This is a genomic window from Variovorax sp. ISS6, from assembly GCF_056523145.1.
The window spans coordinates 1,313,732-1,335,232 of record NZ_JAWRZC010000001.1; the positions used below are offsets into that span (position 1 = coordinate 1,313,732).

Here is a 21,501-nt window from a genome sequence, read left to right on the forward strand (position 1 = left end):
CGTTCTTGCCGACAAGGCTTGGGCCAGGTTCTCTCAGGACTTGCCCAGGCCACCCAGGAAATGATTGGCGATGAAGAAGTGGTCTTCGTAGACCCGCTCCTGCATGCCGAGGAATTCGGCGATCGGCACCCAGCGCACCGCGGCCGCGTCGTCGTCGGCGCGCACGTCCGACAGGCCCGCCCACTGGTTGTGCGCGAGCTCGAAGAAGAAGCCGTGCGTGATGGTGCGGCCGCGCTGCGAGCGCTCGGGCGCGTCGAACACGTGGCTGCCCTTCATGCTGCCGTGGAGCACGGGCACCGGCACCTTGAGACGGGTTTCCTCCTTGAGTTCGCGCACCGCGGCATCGAGCAGCCGCTCCTGCTGGCCCACGAAGCCGCCGGGCAGCGCCCAGGTGCCGCGCCCCGGATGGAACTTGCGCTGCACCATCAGGATGTGGCCGGCCTCGACCACCACCGCGTCGACCGTGGTGTAGATCGGCGGGAAGTCGCTGCCCGCGTAGCGGTACTTGTCGCGGTAGTCGGCGAGGAAGGCGCGCTCCTCGCAGAGCTCGGCATAGTCGGCCGTCGATGCGAAGCGCTCGAGAAAGGCCGCGCTACCCTCGGGCAGGTCGGCGCGCGCGAGCTGGCCGCGGTTCTCGGGATCGAAGTAGAGGTTTCGCACGTCGGTGGCGTTGAGGCTCTCGACGTTGTGCTGGCCCACGAACTCCCAGTGCGGGAACAGCTTGAGGTAGTAGCTGGAGGCGTCCTTGAGATGCCCCACCAGCGCGACCCTGGCCTGCGCGGGCGCGAGGCCGTCCTGCAGGATCAGCCGCTCGACCGCCGACTGGATCGACGCGATCCACAGCTGGTCGTTGTAGGGCGAATCGCCGACGCCGACCACGCTCACGCGCATCTGGTCGCCGCCGCGCAGGCAGGCGCGCACCATGCGTTCGCGTTCGTCGAAGGTAAAGGGGTTCTTGACGCTGCGCGGCGTGCGGTCGGAGCCGACCACCACGATCACGCGGTCGGCCGCGCGGGCGGCTTCCTCGATGAGTCTCTGGTGACCGAAGTGGACGGGCTGGAAGCGCCCGATGACGATGGCGTAGTGGTACTTGCGTGCGGTGCTCATTTGGGAATCCCCCAAAAAGGGCGCGATCAACTCGCGCTTGCCGCCACGATAGCACCGGCCTCGCATGCGGCGCAAGCCGGACAAAAGGCTTACGCCCTGCGCGCTGGCGATAATCGGCCATGCCCGCGCCTCCTTCCTCCAACGGTCCGTCCTCCTTTCGCCGCGCACCCGCGCCGCAGTCCGCGCAGGCCCCGGCCGACGGCCCCATGCGGCTCAACAAGCGCATGGCCGAACTCAAGATCTGCTCGCGCCGCGAGGCCGACGAATGGATCGCCAACGGCTGGGTCAAGGTCAACGGCAAGCCGGCCGAGATGGGCGTCAAGGTCACGCCCGCCGACCGCATCGAGATCGACAAGGCGGCCAAGGGCCAGCAGGCCAACCAGGTCACCATCCTGATCAACAAGCCCATCGGCTACGTCAGCAGCCAGGCCGAGGACGGCCACGAGCCCGCGGTCACGCTGTTCACGCCCGCCAACCGCTGGGCCGAGGACAACGCGCGCTTCTTCTTCAACCCGCAGCAACTGCGCGGCCTCGCGCCCTGCGGCCGGCTCGACATCGATTCCATCGGCCTGCTGGTGATGACGCAGGACGGCCGCGTCGCGCGCCAGCTGATCGGCGAGGACTCGACGATGGAGAAGGAGTACCTGGTGCGCGTGGCCTACCACGGCCTGGGCCAGCCCGCGCCCACGGGCCAGCTGGTGCGCATGGACGACGACGACCCGGTCACGACCAACGTGCAGGCCGTGTTCCCGCCCGCCATGCTCGCCAAGCTGCGCCACGGCCTGAGCCTCGACGGCCAGGCGCTCAAGCCCGCGCGCGTCGAATGGCAGAACCCCGAGCAGCTGCGCTTCGTGCTGACCGAAGGCAAGAAGCGCCAGATCCGCCGCATGTGCGAGCTGGTCGGCCTCAAGGTGGTGGGGCTCAAGCGCGTGCGCATCGGCAAGGTCATGCTCGGCAACCTGCCGCTGGGTCAATGGCGCTACCTGGCACCGCACGAGAAGTTCTGAGCCTGCGCGCGCTGAACCGCGCCACGCTGGCGCGGCAGATGCTGCTGGCGCGCCAGCGCCTGCCGGTCGCGCAGGCCATCGAGCGCCTCGCGGGACTGCAGGCGCAGGCACCCAATCCGCCCTACGTCGGCCTCTGGAGCCGGCTCGAGGATTTCCCGCGCGAAGCCCTGACCGAGGCACTGCGCCGACGCCGCGTGGTGCGGCTGTCGATGATGCGCGCGACCCTGCACCTGGTGAGCGCGCGCGATGCGCTGGCCTGGCGGCCGTTGCTCGATGCGGCGCACCAGCGCGGCCTGCTGGGCAACCACAAGCGCGCGCTCGAAGGCGTCGACCGCGCCGAGGCGCTGGCCCTGGGCCGCGCACTGCTCGACGAGCGCGCACGCACCAGCACCGAGCTCGGCCAGGCCTTGCTCGAACGCTGGCCCCGCAGCGAGCCGGCCTCGCTCGCCGGGCTGATCCGCAACAACCTGCCGCTGGTGCACCTGCCGCCCGCGGGCAGCTGGAATTCGCACCAGAACGCGCTGCTGCAGCGGCTCGGCGCCTGGCTCGGCAAGGAGGAAGAAGAGGGCGCTGCCACGCAGGACGACCTGCTGCTGCGCTACCTCGCCGCCTTCGGCCCCGCGACCCTGGCCGATGCGGGCGCGTGGTCGGGCCTCACGGGCTGGAAGGCCGTGGCCGAGCGGCTCGGTACGCGGTTGCGCCGCTTCGAGGGCCCGCAGGGCGAAACGCTGTTCGACCTGCCGCGCGCGCCGCGTCCCGACGAAGCCACGCCCGCGCCGCCGCGCCTGCTCGCCGAGTGGGACAGCCTGCTGCTCGCGCACGAGGACCGCGGCCGCGTGCTCGACGAGGCGCATCGCCCGCGCGTGTTCACCATCAACGGCATCGTGCGCGGCACGGTGCTGATCGACGGCTTCGTCGCCGGCACCTGGAAGATCGAGCGCGCGAAGGGCGCCGCCACCGCCGTGCTCGAACCCTTCGCGCGCTGGCCCGAGGTCGGGCGCGAGGGCGCCGAGCAGGAGGCGCTGCGCCTTCTGGCCTTCGCCGCCGACGCGCCCGGCGAACGCCATGCGGTGCGCGTCGCGCGGCCCGCTGCCTGAGCGGCGCCTGACCCCACGGCGCGCCTGGCGCCTAAGCACCGTCTAAGTATTCGCCCCTAGTCTGCGCCACGGCGCAGGCACTACCGATCATCCCGTTCGCGTGCTACCTTGCGGCCCGGACCCAACGCCCCCTGGCGCACGGCCGCGCCGCAAGGCGGTGCGGCGCTTTCTGCGTGAATTGAGGAGTCGCTGCGATGCGCGTTCTGCTGGTGGAAGACGATGAAATGATCGGGCGCAGCCTGAAACAGGCGCTCGAGGGCGCGGGCTGGTCGGCCGACTGGGTGCGCGACGGCGAGCTCGCGCAGAGCGCGCTCGGCGACGGCGGCTACACCTGCGTACTGCTCGACCTGGGCCTGCCGCGCCAGGACGGCACCGAAGTCCTGCGCCGCGCGCGCGAGCGCGGCGATGCCACGCCGGTGCTGGTGCTCACGGCGCGCGACGGCCTCGACGACCGCATCCACAGCCTCGACCTCGGCGCCGACGACTACCTGCTCAAGCCCTTCGAATTTCGCGAACTGCTCGCGCGCATGCGTGCCATCGTGCGCCGCCGCGATGGCGCCGCGCATTCGCTGGTGGGCAGCGGCGCGCTGCAGCTCGACCTCACGACGCGCGAGGTGGTGGTCAACGGCAACCGCGAGGCGCTGACCGCGCGCGAGTTCGCGCTGCTGCATGCGCTGCTCGAACGCCCGGGCGCGATCCTCTCGCGCGAGCAGCTCGAGAACCGCATCTACGGCTGGGGCGAGGAGGTCACGAGCAACGCGATCGACGTGCTGATCCACGGCATGCGCCGCAAGCTCGGCGCCGAGTCGATCCGCAACGTGCGCGGGCTCGGCTGGCGCGTCGCCGCGTGAGCGCCGGCAAGGGTGGCTGGCGCCGGCCGCGCTCGCTGCGCACCCAGCTGCTGCTGTGGCTCATCACGCTGCACCTCGCGGCGGCGGTGCTCACGGCCTGGTTCTCGTTCCTGGCCTACGGCAACCTGGTGCACAACGCGCTCGACGACCAGATGCGGCTGGTGGCCGAGTCGTACGCGGGCGGCGACCAGTCGCGCACGCCGCGCCTCGTGAACAGCGACGCCGTGCTCGAGCGCGGCGCCTTCGTGGTGCAGATCTGGAGCCCCGACGGCAGCCGGCTGCTCAGCAGCTCCTGGCCCGACCTGCCGATGCCGCTGCAGCCGCGCCCTGGCTTCGGCGACCTGCGCACCGGGCCGCAGGCCTGGGCCCACTGGCGCGCCTTCACCGCCGAGCCCGGCACGCATGCCGACCAGCGGCGCGTGCAGGTGCTACAGAACGAGGACTACCGGCGCCGGCGTGCCCTGCGCCGCGCGCTGCTCGAAGGCCTGCCGATCACGCTGCTGCTGCCGGTGGCGCTGCTCGCGCTGTGGCTGATCGTCTCGGCCGCCTCGCGCTCGCTGCGCGCGGTGGCGCGCGACGTGGCCTCGCAGGACGAGCGCAGTCCCACCGACCTGCCGCTGGCGCGCGTGCCCGACGAGATCGCGCCGCTGGTGGCCTCCTTCAACCACCTGCTGGGCCGCGTGCGCAGCGCCTTCGCCACGCAACGCCGCTTCGTGCAGGACGCAGCGCACGAGCTGCGCACGCCGATGGCCGCGATCGGCCTGCAGATCGAGAACCTGCGCGCCCACATCCCGGCCGGCGAGGCCACCGAGCGCTTCGTGCAGCTCGAGGCCGGCGTGACGCGCGCGCAGCACCTGATCGAGCAGCTGCTGAGCCTCTCGCGCCAGGACGCGCCGCGCCGCGCGATGGCGCGCGAGGCGGTCGACATCGAGGTGCTGCTGCGCGAGAGCGTGAGCCAGCTCATGGTGCTGGCCGATGCGCGCCAGGTCGACGTGGGCTTCGAGGGCAGCATCGCGCCCGTGGTGTTCGCGCCCGCGGCCGAGCTGCGCAGCGTGTTCGACAACCTGATCGACAACGCGCTGCGCTATGCGCCCGAAGGCGGCGTGGTCGACGTGAAGCTGCACGCGGTCGATGGCCATGGCGTGGTGGACGTGCTCGACAACGGGCCGGGCATTCCGGCCGATGCGATGGCGCGCGTGTTCGACCGCTTCTTCCGCGTGCCGGGCGCGGCCGCCGGCGGCAGCGGGCTGGGGCTCGCGATCGCGCGCACCGCGGCCGAGCGCAACGGGCTGCGCATCGAGCTCAGCAACCGCGAGCACGGGCGCGGCCTGCGCGCGCGCGTGCACCTGCCGGCCGAGCCCGAGGCGGCGGCGAAGGCGTAGCGAGGCCCTCACGCGGCGCGAAGTTTTTGCTCAGTGCCCGCTGAGACTCCAGGCCTAGAGTGATCTCCAGGGCCGAGGGGCCGCATGTCGCGGCCGTCGCGAGCCCGCATTCAAGGAGTTCGCCATGCAGATCGCATTCCTCTCTTCGCGCCGGTTCGCCCTCATCGCGGGCGCGATGGTGGCGCTGGCCCCGATGGTGGCCGCGCAGGCCGACGAGGCCGACGGTTCGGAGCACGCGTTGCAGTTCCAGTCGCAGCGCTCGCGTGCCGACTTCGCGCGCGATGCGGCCCAGGCCTCGCAGACCGCGACCGCCTCGCCGATGCTGTCGCAGGAGACCGCGCCGCCGATGGAGCGCGCGCAGCCGGGGCTCACGCGCGAGAGCGTCAGCGCGCTCGCGGCGCAGGCCGAGCGCGAGGGGCGCATTCCCTATGGCGAGCTCGGTGCCGCCGGCGAATGAATGCCTTCGTGCCCAGTGCGGCGCGCGCAGTAGGAAATTCGGCCAACGTCGGCGAAGTAGTCTTCAACGCCCGCTAAGGCCCTCGTAACTCTTTACTCACGCTGCCCTCAGTCGGCCTGCATAGAGTGCGTTCAGGCCTGCCGCGCGCCCATCGGCGCCGGCACGAGGCCGGGGACAACTGTGACCAGGAGAACACGCATGCGCACTTCCTTCAAGCTTCTCGCCGTCGCCTCCTTCGCCGCGCTCGCGGCGACGGGCGCGATCACCGCATCGGCCCAGGAAAAGATGGACGGTTCGGACTACCACCCGCTGCAGATGAATTCGCCCGCCAGCGCCGAGATCCAGGCCGCGGCCATGGCCGCCGCGCGCCCGAGCGGCACCGAGTCCATCGGCCAGTCGACCAGCGCGCCCGCGATGAATTCGGTGACGCCGGTGTCGGACATCCAGGCCGGCGCCTACGCGGCCTCGCATCCGAGCGGCACCGAGTCGATCGGCCAGTCGACCTCGGCGCCGCTGGTGAAGTCGGCCACCGGCAGCTGAGCGACCGGCGCGTCGGCACGACGAAAAAAGGGGGGAGGCAGCGATGCCTCCCCCCTTTTGTCGTTTGCGCGCCGCGCGTCGTTCAGAGCGCGCTGTCGCTGCCGCTTCCGCTGCCACCGTTGCCGCGCAGCCGCAGACCGCGGTAGATCAGCGCGCCGATCACGGCACCCGCGATCGGCGCCACCCAGAACAGCCACAGCTGCTCGACCGCGTAGCTCGGGCCGAACAGCGCCACGCCGGTGCTGCGCGCCGGGTTCACCGAGGTGTTGGTGACGGGGATCGAGATCAGGTGGATCAGCGTGAGGCACAGGCCGATGGTCAGGCCCGCGAAGTTCTGCGCCGCGCGGCGGCCGGTGGCGCCGAGGATCACGACCAGGAACACGGCCGTGAGCACCACCTCGATCAGCAGCGCCGACACCAGGTTGTAGCCGCCTGGCGAATGCTCGCCGTAGCCGTTGGTGGCGAAGCCGCCGAGCTGCGCGCCGGCCTTGCCGCTGGCGACCAGGTAGAGCAGGCCGCCGGCGGCGATCGCGCCCAGCAGCTGCGCCACGATGTAGGCCGCGAGCTGCGCCGGATTGAAGCGCCCGGCCGCGGCGAGGCCGATCGAGACCGCGGGGTTGAAGTGGCCGCCCGAGATCGGGCCGAGCGCATAGGCGCCGGTCAGCACGGTGAGGCCGAAGGCCAGCGCGACGCCCGCGAAGCCGATGCCCAGTTCCGGGAAGCCCGCGGCGAGCACCGCGCTGCCGCAGCCGCCGAAGGTGAGCCAGAAGGTGCCGATGAATTCGGCGGCCCATTTCTGCGGTGCACTGAAGTCCCTGCGTTCCATGTTCGATGTCCTCTCTCTGATGTTCTCGATGTCAACGAAAACGCCGGGAAGGCCCGGCGCGCGCGGATTCTGAAACGGGAAACGAAGGGGAAACGTTCGGGCGCCCGCACGGGGCCGGGAAAGCCGGGCAACTCTTCACGAAAACGCCGCGCTTTTCCGTGCCGCGCGGCGGTCGGCGCAGGCTCAGAGGGTCACGACGATCTTGCCGAAGGCGCCGCGCGCGAGGTGGTCGAGCGCCTGCGGCAGCGCGTCGAAGCCGTAGCGGGCGGCGATCGCCGGGCGCAGGCCGTTGGCGTCGACGGCGCGCACGAGGTCCTCGAGCGCGCGCCGGTGGCCCACGCCGATGCCCTGCACCGTGACGCGGCCGAGCACCAGGCCGTAGAAGGAGGCGTCGAGCGTGGTGCCCTCGAGCATGCCGATGACCGACACCCGCGCGCCCTGGGCGGCGGCCTGCAGCGAGCGGTCGAGGTTGGGGCCGCTCGCGAGCTCGAGCACGTGCTCGGCGCCGCGCCCGCCGGTCAGGCGCCGCACCTCGGCGGGCCAGTCGCTGTCGCGCGCCAGCACATGGCTGGCGCCGAGGGCGCGCGCGGCCTCGTGCTTGTCGGCACTGCCCGAGACCACGATGGCCCGCGCCCCATGCAGCCGCGCGATCTGCAGCCCGAACAGCGCCACACCGCCGGTGCCGTGGATCAGCACCGTCTGGCCCGCGCGCAGCGCGCCGAGCTCGGCCAGCGCGAACCAGGCCGTGAGCCCGGCGCAGGGCAGGGTGCTGGCCTCGGCCAGCGAGAGCGTGGCGGGCGCGGCCACCGCGGCCTCGGCGTCGATGAGCACGTGCGAGGCCAGCATGCCCGGCCCGGGGCCGCCCGCGGGCACGGCATGGGCGGGCCAGTGGTGGTCGATCCAGCCGTTCCAGAAGGTGTTGATCACGCGGTCGCCGGGCGCGAAGCGGCGCACGCCGTCGCCGACCGCCTCGACCGTGCCCGCCATGTCCGAGCCCGGCGTGAACGGCAGCGCGAGCGGCATGCCCATGCCGTCCTCGGTCATCAGCAGGTCGCGGTAGTTGAGCGCGACCGCGCCGACGCGCACCAGGATCTGGCCGGGGCCCGGCGCGGACAGCGCTGCCTGCACCTGTTCGAGATGGGTGCGGCCGTAGGCGGGAAGTTGCCAGCGGCGCAGGGTGGTTTCGGGCATGAAGGGCCTCCGCAAAAGAAAGAAGGCCTCATGCTATTGACGCTCGATAGGCATCGGTGGTGGATAATTTTCCCAAATTTGTTGCCTGAAATTCGCCAATGAGCCAGCGCCTGCAAGGCATCGAGGAATTCGTCGCCGCCGTCGAGGCCGGCAGCTTCGCGCTCGCCGCGCAGCGCCTGCACGTCACGCGCTCGGCGGTCGCCAAGAGCATCGCGCGGCTCGAGGCGCGGCTGCACACGCGGCTGTTCCTGCGCACCACGCGCAGCCAGAGCCTCACCGAGGAAGGCCATGGCTACTACGAGCGCTGCCGCAACGCGCTGGCCGAGCTCGAGGCCGCCGAGGCCCTCGCCGATGCGGCGCGCAGCACGGCCTCGGGCGTGGTGCGGCTCAGCATGCCGGCCATGCTCGGGCGGCTCAAGGTCGGGCCGCTGCTGCTGGCACTGGCGCGCCGTCATCCGCAGCTCTCGCTCGAACTCGCGTTCAGCGACCGGCGCGTCGACCTCGCGGAGGAGGGGCTCGATCTCGCGATCCGCAGCGGCGATCTCGGCGACAGCGCGGCGCTGATCGCGCGGCCCGTGGGCACGCAGTGGATGGTGCTGTGCGCCGCGCCGTCCTACCTGGCCGAGCGCGGGCGTCCCGAAGGCATCGAGGACCTGAAGCCGCCGCACGAGGCGGTGCTCTACGCGCGCGACGGCGAGGCCTCGGCCTGGCGCTTCCACACCGGCGATCGCCTCGCCGAGATCCTGCTGCCCTCGCGGCTGCGCTGCGACAGCGCCGAGGTGCTGCTCGAGGCGGCCATCGGCGGCATGGGGCTCGCGCGGCTGCCGGCCTGGCTCGCGGCCGAGGCGCTGGCGGCCGGCACGCTGGTGCGCGTGTTCGAGGAGCCGCGGCCCTTCGGCTTCGCGCTGCACGTGATCCGCGCGCGCAGCCGCTACCTGCCGCTGAAGACGCGCGTGGTGATCGACTGGCTGGCCGAGCATCTTCCGCCGCTGCTGGCAACCGACTGAACCCTGTCGGCGCCCGCGCGCGCCGGCGCTATCCTGACCCCGAGGAGACCCACGATGCACTTGCTCGCCTTCACCCGCACATTCGCCGCGCTCGGCGCGGCCGCCACCCTGCTGGCCTTGGCGCCGCATGCGGCCGCGCAGGGCACGGTCAACGCGCTGTGCAGCACCGACGCCGGCTGGTGCGAGGCCGCGGCCGCCGCCTTCACGCGCGAGACCGGCATCAAGGTGCTGCAAGCCCACAAGGGCACCGGCGAGATCGGCGCCCAGCTGCGCGCCGAGGCCGCCAATCCCAAGACCGATATCTGGTGGGGCGGCACCGGAGACCCCTTCCTGCAGGCGGCCGAGCAGGGCCTGCTCGAGCCCTACCGCCCGGCCTACATCAACGACCTGCACGACTGGGCCGTGCGCCAGTACGCGCTGTCGCAGAACATGGTCGGCGGCTTCTACACCAGCGCGATGGGCTTCGGCTTCAACACCGAGCTGCTGAAGAAAAAGAAGCTGCCCGAGCCGCACTGCTGGGCCGACCTCGTGAAGCCAGGCTACAAGGGCGAGATCGAGATCTCGCACCCGGCCACCAGCGGCACGGCCTACACCATCATCGCGGGCCTGGTGCAGCAGATGGGCGAGGAGGCCGCCTTCGACTACCTGAAGAAGCTGCATCGCAACGTCACCAGCTACACGCGCAGCGGCCAGGCCCAGGCGCCCAACGTCGCCAAGGGCGAGGTCGCGGTCGGCGTGAGCTTCATCTTCGGCTTCGAGCGCTGGCGCCACGACGGCTTTCCGGTCAAGACCGCCGCGCCCTGCGAGGGCACGGGCTACGAGATCGGCGGCATCGCGCTGGTGAAGGGCGCGCGCAACAAGGAGAACGCGAAGCGCTACTACGACTGGCTCATGAGTCCCGCGGGCCAGTCCATCGGCGCCAAGGCCGGCAGCCTGCAGTCGCCGGCCAACAAGACCTCCAAGCCCGATCCGCGCATTCCCTCGATGGACGGCGTGAAGCTCATCAAGTACGACTTCCAGAAGTACGGCCAGGCGGCCGAGCGCAAGCGGCTGATCGACCGCTGGACGCGCGAGGTCGAGGCGCTGCCGCGCTGAAGCGCGGGCCTGCGGGCTTCCGCTGGCCTCTTCTCCCTGCCGCCGGCAGGGTGTTGTTTTTGCACGAGGCTGTCCCCATTTGCAAAAGTTGGCGAGCCGGCCGTCCTCTGCGGACGGGCCGACTTAGAATTTTTGGGCTTCGATCCTTATCTCACCCATGGCTGACTCCTCCAACACCAAACTCCCGTTCCAGGCCGAAGTCGCGCAACTGCTGCACCTCGTCACGCATGCGCTGTACTCGAACAAGGAAATCTTCCTGCGCGAGCTGATCTCGAATGCATCGGACGCCTGCGACAAGCTGCGCTTCGAGGCCATCGACCATCCCGAGCTCTACGAAGGTCAGTCCGAGCTCGACGTGCGCATCAGCTTCGACAAGGCCGCGCGCACCATCACCATCGCCGACAAGGGCATCGGCCTGTCGCGCCAGGAGGCGATCGACAACCTCGGCACCATCGCCAAGAGCGGCACCAAGGACTTCGTGAGCAAGCTCAGCGGCGACCAGAAGGCCGACGCGCAGCTCATCGGCCAGTTCGGCGTGGGCTTCTACTCGGGCTTCATCGTGGCCGACCGCATCACCGTCGAGTCGCGCCGCGCGGGCCTGCCCGCCGAGCAGGGCGTGCGCTGGGCCAGCGGCGGCGCCGGCGACTTCGAGGTGGCCGACATCGTGCGTGCCGAGCGCGGCACCAGCATCACGCTGCACCTGCGCGAGGATGCCGACGAATACCTCAACGCCTGGAAGCTCAAGCAGATCGTCGGCAAGTACTCCGACCACATCTCGCTGCCGATCCTCATGGAGAAGGAGGAGTGGAAGGAAGGCGAGAACGACCAGCCCGGCGACATGGTGAAGACCGGCGAATGGGAAACGGTCAACAAGGCCAACGCGCTGTGGAGCCGTCCCAAGAAGGACGTCACGACCGAGCAGTACGAAGAGTTCTACAAGAGCATCAGCCACGACTTCGAGGCGCCGCTGGCCTGGAGCCACAACCGCGTCGAGGGCAGCACCGAGTACACGCAGCTGCTCTACATCCCCGCCAAGGCGCCGTTCGACCTCTGGAACCGCGAGAAGAGCGCGGGCGTCAAGCTCTACGTGAAGCGCGTCTTCATCATGGACGACGCCGAGGCGCTGATGCCCAGCTACCTGCGCTTCGTCAAGGGCGTGATCGACTCGGCCGACCTGCCGCTCAACGTGAGCCGCGAGCTGCTGCAGGAAAGCCGCGACGTGAAGGCGATCCGCGAAGGCAGCACCAAGCGCGTGCTCGGCATGCTCGAGGACCTGGCCAGGAAGCAGAAGACCGGACCCGAGAGCGGCGAGGGCCGCATCGACGTGGGCTCGGGCGAATCGGTGCCCACGCCCGAGCCGACCGAGGCCGTGACGGACGTGGTCGACAAGAACGCGCCGACCGCGGCCGAGACCGCCGCCGCGGCCGCCGACGACGCGGGCAAGTACGCCAGGTTCTACGCCGAGTTCGGCGCCGTGCTCAAGGAAGGCCTGGGCGAGGACTTCGGCAACCGCGAGCGCATCGCCAAGCTGCTGCGCTACGCCTCGACCACCACCGATGCCGTGAGCGTGAGCTTCGCCGACTACAAGGCGCGCATGAAGGACGGCCAGGACGCGATCTACTACATCACGGCCGACACGCTGGCCGCCGCCAAGAACAGCCCGCAGCTCGAGGTCTTCAAGAAGAAGGGCATCGAGGTGCTGCTGATGACGGACCGCGTCGACGAGTGGGCGCTCAACTACCTCAACGAGTTCGACGGCACGCCGCTGCAGAGCGTGGCCAAGGGCGCGGTCGACCTCGGCAAGCTGCAGGACGAGGACGAGAAGAAGGCCGCCGAGGAGGCCGCCGAGTCGTTCAAGCCGCTGCTCGAGAAGCTCAAGGAAGCGCTCAAGGACAAGGCCGAGGACGTGCGCGTCACCACGCGCCTGGTCGACTCGCCGGCCTGCCTCGTGGTGCAGGACGGCGGCATGAGCACGCAGCTCGCGCGCATGCTCAAGCAGGCCGGCCAGCCCGCGCCCGAGCTCAAGCCGGTGCTCGAGGTCAATGCCGAGCACGCGCTGGTCAGGAAGCTCGAGGGCTCGGCCCACTTCGACGACCTCGCGAACATCCTGTTCGACCAGGCGCTGCTCGCCGAGGGCGGCCTGCCGGCCGATCCCGCGGCCTACGTGCGGCGCGTGAACGCGCTCCTGGTGTGAGCACGCGGCCGCGCACCCGCATCGCGGCCGCCGGCCTTCCGGCCGGCGCGCTGCTCGCGCTGCTGGTGAGCGGCTGCTCCCACTACCGCATCGGCATTCCGATCGCGCCCGGCCTTGCGATCGGCCTGGGCGCCACCAAGGACGGCAACTTCTCGGTCGGCCTCAACACCGGCTTCGGCCCGCTCGGCGCGGGCGTCGCGGTGCACAACAGCGGCGTGGTCGCGGGCTCGGTCGGCATGGGCGCGGGCATCGGCCCCGCCGGTGTCGGCGTGGGCCAGAGCGTGGTGCTGCACGATCCCAACGCGGGCCAGGCCAATGCCCTGCCCACCGCGCCCGTGACCAGCATGAGCGCGGGCGTCGGTGGCGCCGGGCTCGGCATGGGCGTGACGAAGACGCTGCCGCCGGGCGATGGCTCGCAGCCCGCGGCCGAGCCGCTGCCCTTGCCCTCGACCGCCACCGCGTCGACGGCCCTGCCTGCCGCCGCCTCGGCGCCGGCCGTGCGCGGCCGTGGCAACGGCGTGGTCGTTCGCCGCGGCACCGGCGGCGCATCCTCTGCGGCGGCGCCGCCGGTGCGCATCGTCCACAGGCCGCCCGAGGCCGTGGCGTCCGCGCCCGCGGCCTCGGGCGCCGGCCCGGCGCGCGAGATCGTCCCCGCGCTCGGTTCCCCGGCCAACCCGATCGCGCCCTGAAGCGATGGCATCGAACGCGGCACGCACGGCATCGGCGCGGTCCGCGGAATCGACGGCGATCGACCCATGCCGCCGCCGCGCGGCCCTCGCGATCGGCCTCGCGCCCGCCTGGCTGCTGGCCGGCGTGCCCGCCACCGCGCATGCCCAGCGCGAATTCCCCGAGCGGCCGATCCGCTGGATCGTGCCCTACCCCGCCGGCGGCGGCTCCGACTTCCTCACGCGCATCGTCGGCCACCAGCTCGCGATCGACACCGGCCAGCCGGTGGTGGTCGAGAACCGCACCGGCGGCAACACCGCGCTCGGCGCCGCCGAGATCCTGCGCGCGCCGGCCGACGGCTACACCGTGCTGTCGGCCGACAACGGCACGCTGGTCTTCAACCCGCTGCTCTACCGCAACCTCGGCTACAACCCGCAGCGCGACTTCGCGCCGGTCACGCTGCTCGGCCGCTTCCCGATGGTGCTGCTGGTCGGCCCCGCGAGCGGCGTGCGCGACGCGCGCGCCTTCCTCGAGGACGCGCGCGCCTACCCCGGCAAGCTCAGCTTCGCCTCGGCCGGCACCGGCAGTCCGCACCATCTCGCGATGGAGCTGCTCGAGCGGCAGGCCGGCCTGCGCATGCAGCACGTGCCCTACCGCGGCGCCGCGAACGCGGTGGCCGATCTCGCCGGCGGCCAGCTGCAGACCATGATGTGCGACCTCGCCGCGGCGCTGGGCTTCATCCGCAGCGGCCGCGTGCGCGCGCTCGCGGTCGCCGACAGCGTGCGCCTGCCGCAGCTGCCCGGGGTGCCGACCTTCGCCGAGCTCGGCATCGCGGGCGTCGAGGCCGCGGCGCTGGTCGGCGTGGTGGCCTCGGTGCGCACGCCGGCCGAGCTGGTGGCGCGGCTGCAGCAGGCGATCGCGAGCGCGATCCACAACCCCGCGGTGCATCGCCGGCTCGCGGCCTACGGCATCGAGCCGGTGGGCGGCACGCCGGCGCAATTCGCCACGCTGTTGCATCAGGAATCCGAGCGCTGGGACGGCCTGATCCGCGAGCTCAACCTGACGCTCGACTGAACCGCCCGCGTACTTTGCGTGCCGTTCACGCGCGGCGCGCGCTTTACGCGGCCTTTGCATGAACTTTGCGCGCGCGGGACGCGCGGCTCACCGCCCGCTAAGAGTGCGGTCCTAGATTGGCGCCTCCACCTCAGCCACCGGCCGGCGAGGCGGCCCGCAGGGCCTCCGGCACCGACCGTCCCACGCCATGCCAGCACGCCGGTTCCACCAGGTCATCTTCGCGGACGATCTCTTCCGCTCGCCCGCCAACGGGCTCAACCACTTCCCCGCCAACCGCCGTTTCCTCAAGGGCTTCTTCGGCTCGGCGCTCGGGCGGCTCGGCCTGCCGATGCGCGAGATCGCGCCACGCTCGCACGGCGGCGCGATCGACGTGGCGCGCGCGATGGCGCTCCTGGGCCTGCCGGCCACGCCCGCAGGCTGGGCCCGCGCCTGCATCGCCGACCTCGCGCCGCTGCGGGAGCTCGAGGGCTGGCCCGCCTTCGGCCCCGGCTGCCTGGTGATCGGCTGGGGCCTGACGCCCGCGCTGCAGCACGCGATCGACCGCGGCGGCGCGAGCTACCTCGACATCGAGATCGACCCGCGCCGCTTCACCGAGCACCTGCACTTCTGCGCGCGCACCAACGACGCGCGCATCCGTGCCGCGCTCGAGGCCCGCGCCATCGGCGAGGAGCTGTTCTGGAACCACGCGGCCTCGCTGCAGGGCTTCTTCGCGCGCCGCGGCGCGGGCGCGCTGTTCGATCCGCGCCTGCGCGTGGGCGTGTTCTTCGGCCAGAGCCTGGTCGACCTGTCGCTGGTGAGCGGCGGGCGCAGCCAGCATCCGTCGGCCGTGATCGGCGCGCTGCGCACGCTGGCGCAGGAGGTCGACCTGCTGGTGGTGAAACCGCATCCCTACGAGCCCGCGCTGCACGACCTCGCGCCGATCGCGCGCGCCATTCCCAACGTCGCCTGGACGCGCGAGAACAGCTATGCGCTGCTGTCGGCCGACAACGTGCGCTTCGTCGCCGGACTGTCGTCGAGCGTGCTGACCGAGGCGCGCTACTTCCTCAAGCCCACGCGCGCGCTGATCCGTGCCGACCGCAACGCGCCCGAATGCCTGCCCGCGGGCTGCTCGCCGTGGATGCCGGTGGGACCGGAGCTCGGCTCGCTCGACTTCGTGCTGGAGGCCTGCCAGGCGCCCGAGTCGCAGGGGCTGATCGCAGCATCGACCGGCGATGCCGGCGCCTGGCCCGCGGATGCGATCGAACGCGCCTTCTCCACGCGCTGGGGCCTCGACGACGACAGCCCGGGCCTGCAGCCGCTGCCCGAGCTCGTGCTCGGCCGCGACTACGCCTTCCGCACCGGCAATCCGGCCACGGCCTGGCTGGCCCATGGCTGGGCGGCACCCGACGACGTCGACACCTGGAGCGAAGGCGCGCTGGCCTGCCTGGCGATCCCGCTGCCGCCCGCGGCCGTGTTCGCGCACCCGCTGCAGGCGCCGGCGCAGCGCTTGCGCGTGCGCATCGACTACCGCTGCGAGGCCAAGGGCACGCGCGTGGTGGCGCTGCTCGACGGCGCGATGCTGCCGGGCCAGCGCACGACGGGCGCATGGCGGCGCAGCCTGGTGTTCGAGCTCGTGCCCTCGCCGCAGCGCAAGTGCCTGGTGCTGCAGTTCTTCGTCGGCGAGGCGGCCGGCGCGGAGGTGGCCGACGGCACGCAGGCGCCGGTGGTGCGCTCGGGCTTCACCTTGCGCCGGCTGCGCGTGTCGATGAACGCGACCGGCACGGGCGGGGTCGCGGCGCTGCCGCAGCCCGAGGCCTCGACGGCGGCGCCCGGTCGCGTGCTCGACCGGATGCTGCGCGTCTTCCTTCCGTCCGGCCGGCGCGCGGCCGGCTAGGAGTCTGCGCCCGCGCGGGCCGGGGCGGCCTGCGTGGCCAGCTCCAGCAGCAGCTCGCGCCACGGCTGCAGCCGCTCGAGCGCCGCTTCACGGCCCTGCGCGGCGGTGGCCTCGGTGCGCGCGCCCAGCTCGCGCGCCGCGGCCGCCACGTCGTTCGCGAACGCGGCCGCATCGCCGCGCCACACCACCGTGCGGTGATGCAGCCCGAGTTGCGCGGCGCGCTCGGCATTGCTCGCCTGCTCGGGCTGGTCGGTCAACAGCAGCAGGATCGGCTTGCGATAGACCTGGGCCACAGACAGCGCCGCCATGCCCGGGGCCGAGACGATGAAGGCGCTGCGCGCCGCGCTGTCGATCCAGTGCGCGTCCTGCGGCTGCCAGCCGGCGCGCCCGGCATAGCCTTCGCCCACGCAATGCGCGTTCAGGCTCGCGGCGGCCAGGCCGCGTTCGAGGCCGTCGGCCAGCGCCGTGTCCCTGAAGTGCGGGTTGAGGTAGACCGCGGCCCGCGGTGCAACGGGCCCGACGTCCTCGCCCGAGGCCACGGCCACCGGCGTCGCGAGCCGGTGCGTGCCATGGCCCTCGTGCGCCGGCGCTCCCTGCGCGAAGTCGTGCGCGATGCGCGCGCGGCTGCGCCCGATCTGCCAGGCCACGATGCGGCCGAAGGCGCGCGCCGTCCAGCCCGGCAGCCGGCCGCTGAAGTTGCCTTCGAGCGCGCGTCGCAGGCTCGCGCCGTACACGTGCACCACCTTGTGCCGCCACGGCGGCAGCGCGCCCATGAACAGCAGCGCGGGATGAAAGGAGTCGTTGACCACCAGGTCGGCATCGCGCAGCCGGCCGTGCAGCCGCACGATGTCGCGCAGCATGCGGCCGGGCCGGAACACGTAGTGCGCCACGTTGCGGTCGGTCTCGCGGCGCAGCATGTTCTGCCGCGCGTCGAACTGCACCGCGTAGTGGCGCGAGAGCACGGGCGCCTCGATGCCGAAGCCGGCGAGGAAGAGCGCGCCCTCGTCGGAGGTGGTCAGCACCTGCACCTGCGCGCCGGCCGCGCGCAGCGCGTGCGCGAGCAGCTGCGAGCGCATCAGGTGGCCGCGCGCGTCCGCGGTCGCGAGGTAGAGGATGCGCGGCATGGCTCAGCCGACGCTCAACCCGCGTGCGGCGCGAGCCGCAGCACCGCGCCTGCGCACCACATGCCGAGCGCGCCCGTGACGCCGAAGTCGCGCTCGATGGCGCGCACCTCGTCCATCAGCCGCGCGAGCCGCGCGCGCTCGTGCGGCGCCACGCAGCGCCTCAGCGTGTGGCTGCACAGCCGCACATGGCGCTGCTCGTCGGCCCACACGCGCGCGAGCAGCGGATGCAGCGCATGCGCGGGCCCGATCAGCGCGCAGTGACGCTCGAGGATGCGCGAGGCCATCTGCTCGGCCGCGAGGCCGATCGCATAGGCCGGCACCAGTCCGCCATGCGCGAAATGCGGCGCGTGGCGCCGGATCAGCGCCTGCCAGCGCGCGAGCTTGCGCCGGCTGAACCAGTCGGGCCGCGGCTGCTCGCCATCGAGGGCACCGGCCCGTGCGCGCCCGCCGCGTTCGGCGATGGCCTCGGCGAACAGCCGCGCATGCAGCTGCTCGTCGGCCAGGTGCTGGTCGAGCTGGCGCGCGAGCCAGTCGGGCGCGGCGGCGCGCAGTTCGCGCTGCAGCGCCTGCTCCGACGATTCCTCGCCCACGAGGTAGAAGCGCAGCAGCAGCGCCTCGCCCGCGCGGCTGGCATGCAGTTGCCGCAGCGCGGCGCGCTTCACGCGGTGCACCAGCGCGGCCTGCAGCGCGGGCCAGCCGCGCAGCGATGGCGGAGCGAGGCTCTCGAAGCCCGGGGCTTCGGTCTCGGCCTGCGCGTACGGCTCAGCGGCCATTCGGCCGCGCCTTCGCGTCCAGTGCCACGGGCTGCAACTGCTGTTGCTGCCAGCCGAGCACCAGCCCCAGGAAGCTGCCCTGCAGGAAACCGCGCGCCGTGGCGTCGGCGCCCGCGAACTCGCGCTGCTGCCCGTCGTAGCGCACGAAGCCCTTGCCGCCGGTGGCGCCGATGGTCAGCTTCTCGTTCTTGCGGAAGCCGCGCTGCAGCAGCGGCTGCAGCAGCGACTGCGATTCGAGTCCGTAGAGGAACAGGTCGCGCTGCACCACCTGGCGCGGGATCCGGCCGCTGAGCGCCTGCAGCTCGAGCGACCAGTTGCCCTCGCGCATCGCCTCGGCCAGCGGCTGGTTGCGCGTCGTGGCGAAGCGCGTGCGCGCCACCCACTTGACGGCCTTCGACACGCCGAGCCCGACCGTGATGTCGGCGTCGCGCGCGGCGCTCTCGCGGTTGTCGCGCACCTGCACCAGCTCGTCGGCCAGGCGCGCCGTCAGCGAGGGCCTGGCGAGCGCCTCCACGACCTGCGCGCTGCTGAACAGCACGCGCTCGCCGCCGGCCTCGCCGACCACGAGCTGCCAGGGATCGATGCGGATCTCGGAGAACTCGCCGCGCACCGGCGCATGCGCATGGCTGCTGAACGACCAGTCGCTGCCCGAGCGGCTCAGCAACGCATGGAAGCTCAGCGGCACGCGCTGGCCGTCGGCCGTGCGGCCCGAACCCTGCAGCACCACGTCGCCGACGATGCGCTTGCTGTCGTAGCCGAAGCCATTCGAGAAGCGCAGCGTGTGCGTCGCCTCGTCGAGCGTGGCGCGCGTGTGCTCGTCGTCGAGCGCGAGCCGGTTGCAGTCCTCGCCGCCGTTGGCGAGAGGGCAGCCGCTGCCCGAGCGGAAGGCGAAGACGCCGCGGCCCGAGAACTCGGCCGAGGCCGCGAGTCCGGGGGCGAGCAGCGCGAGGGCGGCGAGAACGAGCATGCGTGCCATGGTCGCGGGCCTCAGGGGCGGTGGTATGACAGCGCCTGCGCATCGGCATGCGCGCGGCCCGTGGTGTGCAGGCCGATGCCGCGCGCGAAGGCGCCGAGCATGTCGACGGCCGAGAAGCCCAGGATCAGCAGCACGCCGAGCGCCCAGCGCGCGCCGCGCAGCGGCGGCAGGTCCTGCCGGTTGAGCGCGCGCAGGCTGAAGCCCAGCCGCGTGACGAGCACGCACAGCGGGCCGATCGGACCGCTCTTCGCGAGCCATTGCCAGCGCGGCGAGACGTAGCTGCGCAGCAGGTGCGGCGTGAGCGAATACGTGTCCTGCCCGCGCATCCAGCGCAGCTTGAGCGCCTCGCGCCGCGTGTCGGGCAGGCGGTGCTCGGTGTGGGCGCGCGCCGCGTAGTGCAGCGGGATGCCGGCCGCGCGCAGCCGCATGCCGAGCACCTGGCAGTGGGCGCGGTACACGCCGTCGAGCGCCTGGTAGCCGTGGGTGTCGAAGACCTCGCGCCGGAACGCCACGTTGTTCGCGTAGAAGTTGCTCGTCGCGCCCGCGTGCTCGTTCGGGAAGTACATGAAGTCGATGGTGGTGAGCGCGGTGCCCACCACGTTGGCCGCGTAGCTGGTGCGGCCCGCCACCACGGCCGGCGCGTCGGCGCGCGCGAAGGGCGCGAGCAGCTCGCGCAGCCAGTCCTCGCCGGGCAGGCAGTCGGCATCGGCGAACACCACCCAGTCGCAGCGCGCCGCGTCGGTGGCCGCGAAGCCGGTGTTCTTGGCGTCGTAGTAGCCGGTGCTGGCGTCGATGCGCACGAAGTCGACGGGCCGGCCGGCCAGGCGCTGCACTTGCTCGCAGGTGGCGGCATCGAGGCCGTCGTGCGTGATGACCACCTGGGCCAGCGTGGACAGCGGCTGCTTCTGACGCGCGAGCAGCGCGATGAGCCGCTGCAGGCTGGCGGCGGTCCTCGCCTGCGCATCGGCGCCGCCGCGCAGGTTGTTGGTCTCGAGGACCAGCGCGGTGCGTGCCGCCACGCGCGCGATGGCGCCGTCCGTTCCGGGAGGAACCGCAGGAGTGGATTGCATCCCGCCTTTATCGCACAAGGCGGGAACGGCGGGGGCCTCAGCGCCCCGGCGTGTCCGCCTCGCGCGGCAGGAAGGCATCGCCCGGCGTCAGCGGCGCATGCCGGTAGCTCGCGGGCGTGCGGCCCAGCTTCACGGGTGCGCCGATGCCGCGATAGCCACCTTCGAGCTCGACCACCATGCCGCGATGCGCCGTGTGCGGATGCTCGAGCGCGGCGGCCACGGGCAGCACGGGCGCGGCCGGCACGCCCGCGGCCATGAGCTGCTCGACCAGCACGCGGCCGTCGAAGGCGGCCATGGCGGTCTCGAGTTGCTGCTTGAGCGCGTCGCGGTTCACCGAGCGCGCGCCCGCGGTGGCGAAGCGCGGATCCGTGGCCAGCGCGGGCAGGCCGATGCAGCCGCACAGGCTCGCGAACTGGCGGTCGTTGCCGACGGCGACGAACACGGGGTCGGTGCCGGTGGCGAGGGCGTCGTAGGGATAGATGTTGGGATGGGCGTTGCCGGTGCGGCGCGGCGCGCTGCCGTCCATGAACCAGTTGGCGGCGTGCGGATGCAAGAGCGAGATGCCGCTGTCGTAGAGCGCGGCCTCGACGAACTGGCCGCGTCCGCTGCGCTGGCGTTCCTGCAGCGCGAGCAGCACGCCGATGACGGCGTTGAGGCCGGTCACCATGTCGACCACGGGCAGGCCCACGCGCAGCGGCCCGCCCTCGGCCTCGCCGTTGACGCTCATGATGCCGGTCATGGCCTGCACGGCGGCGTCGTAGCCGGGCAGCGCACCGAGCGGACCGTCGGCGCCGAAGCCCGAGACGCGGCACCAGACCAGGCGCGGAAAGCGCTGCGACAGGGTCTCGTAGCCGATGCCCCAGCGTTCCATGGTGCCGGTCTTGAAGTTCTCGATCAGCACGTCGGCCTCGGCCACCAGCGCGAGCAGGGCGGCGCGGCCTTCCTCGGTCGAGAAGTCGAGGTGCTGCACGCGCTTGTTGCGGTTGAGGCCGTGGTAGTAGGAAGCCACGCCATCCTTGAACGGCGGGCCCCAGGTGCGCGTGTCGTCGCCCTGCGGCGGCTCGATCTTGAGCACGTCGGCGCCATGGTCGCCGAGGATCTGGCCGCAGTAGGGGCCGCCGAGGATGCGGGAGATGTCGAGCACGCGGATGCCCGCGAGTGCGCCTTGTGTCATTTCTTGTTCCCTTTGTC

Annotated in this window: 20 protein-coding genes; 12 read left to right on the forward strand and 8 right to left on the reverse strand. The window is 72.2% G+C overall.

Annotated elements, in window-relative coordinates; translation table 11 throughout:
- Positions 1 to 33: 33 nt before the first annotated feature.
- Positions 34 to 1,107 carry a bifunctional nicotinamide-nucleotide adenylyltransferase/Nudix hydroxylase gene (locus AC1HIL_RS06050; protein ID WP_057593554.1) on the reverse strand — a complete coding sequence of 358 codons (1,074 nt, stop codon included), beginning with the start codon at positions 1,105 to 1,107 and terminating at the stop codon, positions 34 to 36.
- Between the two features lie 206 nt (positions 1,108 to 1,313).
- On the opposite strand from AC1HIL_RS06050, the gene AC1HIL_RS06055 reads away from it, so the two are divergent.
- The 6 genes from AC1HIL_RS06055 to AC1HIL_RS06080 all read left to right on the forward strand — a co-directional run bounded on the left by AC1HIL_RS06055 (position 1,314) and on the right by AC1HIL_RS06080 (position 6,441).
- A complete protein-coding gene (locus AC1HIL_RS06055; protein WP_057593553.1) occupies positions 1,314 to 2,114 on the forward strand; it encodes a pseudouridine synthase in 801 nt (266 codons plus the stop codon).
- Entirely contained in the window at positions 2,081 to 3,211 is a 1,131-nt protein-coding gene (locus tag AC1HIL_RS06060) for a winged helix DNA-binding domain-containing protein (protein ID WP_479671379.1), read from the forward strand. Before AC1HIL_RS06055 ends, AC1HIL_RS06060 begins: the two co-directional genes overlap by 34 nt.
- Before the next feature lie 194 nt (positions 3,212 to 3,405).
- Positions 3,406 to 4,062 (forward strand): response regulator, encoded by a 657-nt coding sequence (locus tag AC1HIL_RS06065; RefSeq protein ID WP_057593551.1) that lies wholly within the window; start codon positions 3,406 to 3,408, stop codon positions 4,060 to 4,062.
- Positions 4,059 to 5,444: a sensor histidine kinase gene (locus tag AC1HIL_RS06070; RefSeq protein ID WP_057593550.1), complete on the forward strand. Its 1,386-nt coding sequence runs from the start codon at positions 4,059 to 4,061 to the stop codon at positions 5,442 to 5,444. Before AC1HIL_RS06065 ends, AC1HIL_RS06070 begins: the two co-directional genes overlap by 4 nt.
- A 124-nt stretch (positions 5,445 to 5,568) precedes the next feature.
- Complete coding sequence (locus AC1HIL_RS06075; RefSeq protein ID WP_261215183.1) at positions 5,569 to 5,901, forward strand: hypothetical protein; 333 nt, start codon at positions 5,569 to 5,571, stop codon at positions 5,899 to 5,901.
- Between the two features lie 198 nt (positions 5,902 to 6,099).
- Positions 6,100 to 6,441: a hypothetical protein gene (locus AC1HIL_RS06080; protein ID WP_057593548.1), complete on the forward strand. Its 342-nt coding sequence runs from the start codon at positions 6,100 to 6,102 to the stop codon at positions 6,439 to 6,441.
- Between the two features lie 82 nt (positions 6,442 to 6,523).
- Here the strand turns inward: AC1HIL_RS06080 and aqpZ are convergent, their stop codons facing one another.
- On the reverse strand, positions 6,524 to 7,267 hold the full coding sequence (gene aqpZ / locus AC1HIL_RS06085) for an aquaporin Z (protein WP_057593547.1): 744 nt from the start codon (positions 7,265 to 7,267) through the stop codon (positions 6,524 to 6,526).
- 183 nt (positions 7,268 to 7,450) lie between these two features.
- A complete protein-coding gene (locus AC1HIL_RS06090) occupies positions 7,451 to 8,458 on the reverse strand; it encodes a zinc-dependent alcohol dehydrogenase family protein (RefSeq protein ID WP_479671380.1) in 1,008 nt (335 codons plus the stop codon).
- Positions 8,459 to 8,556: 98 nt separating this feature from the next.
- Here AC1HIL_RS06090 and AC1HIL_RS06095 point away from each other — a divergent pair, with 98 nt between their 5' ends.
- The 6 genes from AC1HIL_RS06095 (at position 8,557) to AC1HIL_RS06120 (ending at position 16,367) form a co-directional block, all read left to right on the forward strand.
- Complete coding sequence (locus AC1HIL_RS06095; protein ID WP_479671381.1) at positions 8,557 to 9,465, forward strand: LysR family transcriptional regulator; 909 nt, start codon at positions 8,557 to 8,559, stop codon at positions 9,463 to 9,465.
- A gap of 54 nt (positions 9,466 to 9,519) precedes the next feature.
- On the forward strand, positions 9,520 to 10,560 hold the full coding sequence (locus AC1HIL_RS06100) for an ABC transporter substrate-binding protein (RefSeq protein WP_479671382.1): 1,041 nt from the start codon (positions 9,520 to 9,522) through the stop codon (positions 10,558 to 10,560).
- Between the two features lie 157 nt (positions 10,561 to 10,717).
- A complete protein-coding gene (gene htpG, locus AC1HIL_RS06105) occupies positions 10,718 to 12,754 on the forward strand; it encodes a molecular chaperone HtpG (RefSeq protein ID WP_057593543.1) in 2,037 nt (678 codons plus the stop codon).
- The gene (locus AC1HIL_RS06110; RefSeq protein WP_479671383.1) at positions 12,751 to 13,443 is read left to right on the forward strand and encodes a hypothetical protein; all 693 of its coding nucleotides are present in this window, start codon (positions 12,751 to 12,753) and stop codon (positions 13,441 to 13,443) included. Before htpG ends, AC1HIL_RS06110 begins: the two co-directional genes overlap by 4 nt.
- Positions 13,444 to 13,447: 4 nt before the next feature.
- Complete coding sequence (locus AC1HIL_RS06115) at positions 13,448 to 14,494, forward strand: Bug family tripartite tricarboxylate transporter substrate binding protein (RefSeq protein ID WP_479671384.1); 1,047 nt, start codon at positions 13,448 to 13,450, stop codon at positions 14,492 to 14,494.
- Between the two features lie 187 nt (positions 14,495 to 14,681).
- Positions 14,682 to 16,367: a hypothetical protein gene (locus AC1HIL_RS06120; RefSeq protein ID WP_479671385.1), complete on the forward strand. Its 1,686-nt coding sequence runs from the start codon at positions 14,682 to 14,684 to the stop codon at positions 16,365 to 16,367.
- Here the strand turns inward: AC1HIL_RS06120 and AC1HIL_RS06125 are convergent.
- From AC1HIL_RS06125 to AC1HIL_RS06145, 5 genes are read right to left on the reverse strand one after another with little or no spacing between them, the layout of a single operon-like run.
- Entirely contained in the window at positions 16,364 to 17,491 is a 1,128-nt protein-coding gene (locus tag AC1HIL_RS06125; RefSeq protein ID WP_479671386.1) for a glycosyltransferase family protein, read from the reverse strand. The two genes, AC1HIL_RS06120 and AC1HIL_RS06125, sit on opposite strands and share 4 nt — an antisense overlap.
- 14 nt (positions 17,492 to 17,505) lie before the next feature.
- Positions 17,506 to 18,264, reverse strand: a complete 759-nt coding sequence (locus tag AC1HIL_RS06130; protein WP_479671387.1) for a hypothetical protein — start codon at positions 18,262 to 18,264, stop codon at positions 17,506 to 17,508.
- Positions 18,254 to 19,240, reverse strand: coding sequence for a hypothetical protein (locus tag AC1HIL_RS06135; RefSeq protein WP_479671388.1), 987 nt, complete (start codon positions 19,238 to 19,240; stop codon positions 18,254 to 18,256). Before AC1HIL_RS06135 ends, AC1HIL_RS06130 begins: the two co-directional genes overlap by 11 nt.
- Before the next feature lie 11 nt (positions 19,241 to 19,251).
- The gene (locus AC1HIL_RS06140; RefSeq protein WP_479671389.1) at positions 19,252 to 20,310 is read right to left on the reverse strand and encodes a glycosyltransferase family 2 protein; all 1,059 of its coding nucleotides are present in this window, start codon (positions 20,308 to 20,310) and stop codon (positions 19,252 to 19,254) included.
- 37 nt (positions 20,311 to 20,347) lie between these two features.
- On the reverse strand, positions 20,348 to 21,484 hold the full coding sequence (locus tag AC1HIL_RS06145) for a CaiB/BaiF CoA transferase family protein (protein WP_479671390.1): 1,137 nt from the start codon (positions 21,482 to 21,484) through the stop codon (positions 20,348 to 20,350).
- Positions 21,485 to 21,501 lie beyond the last annotated feature (17 nt).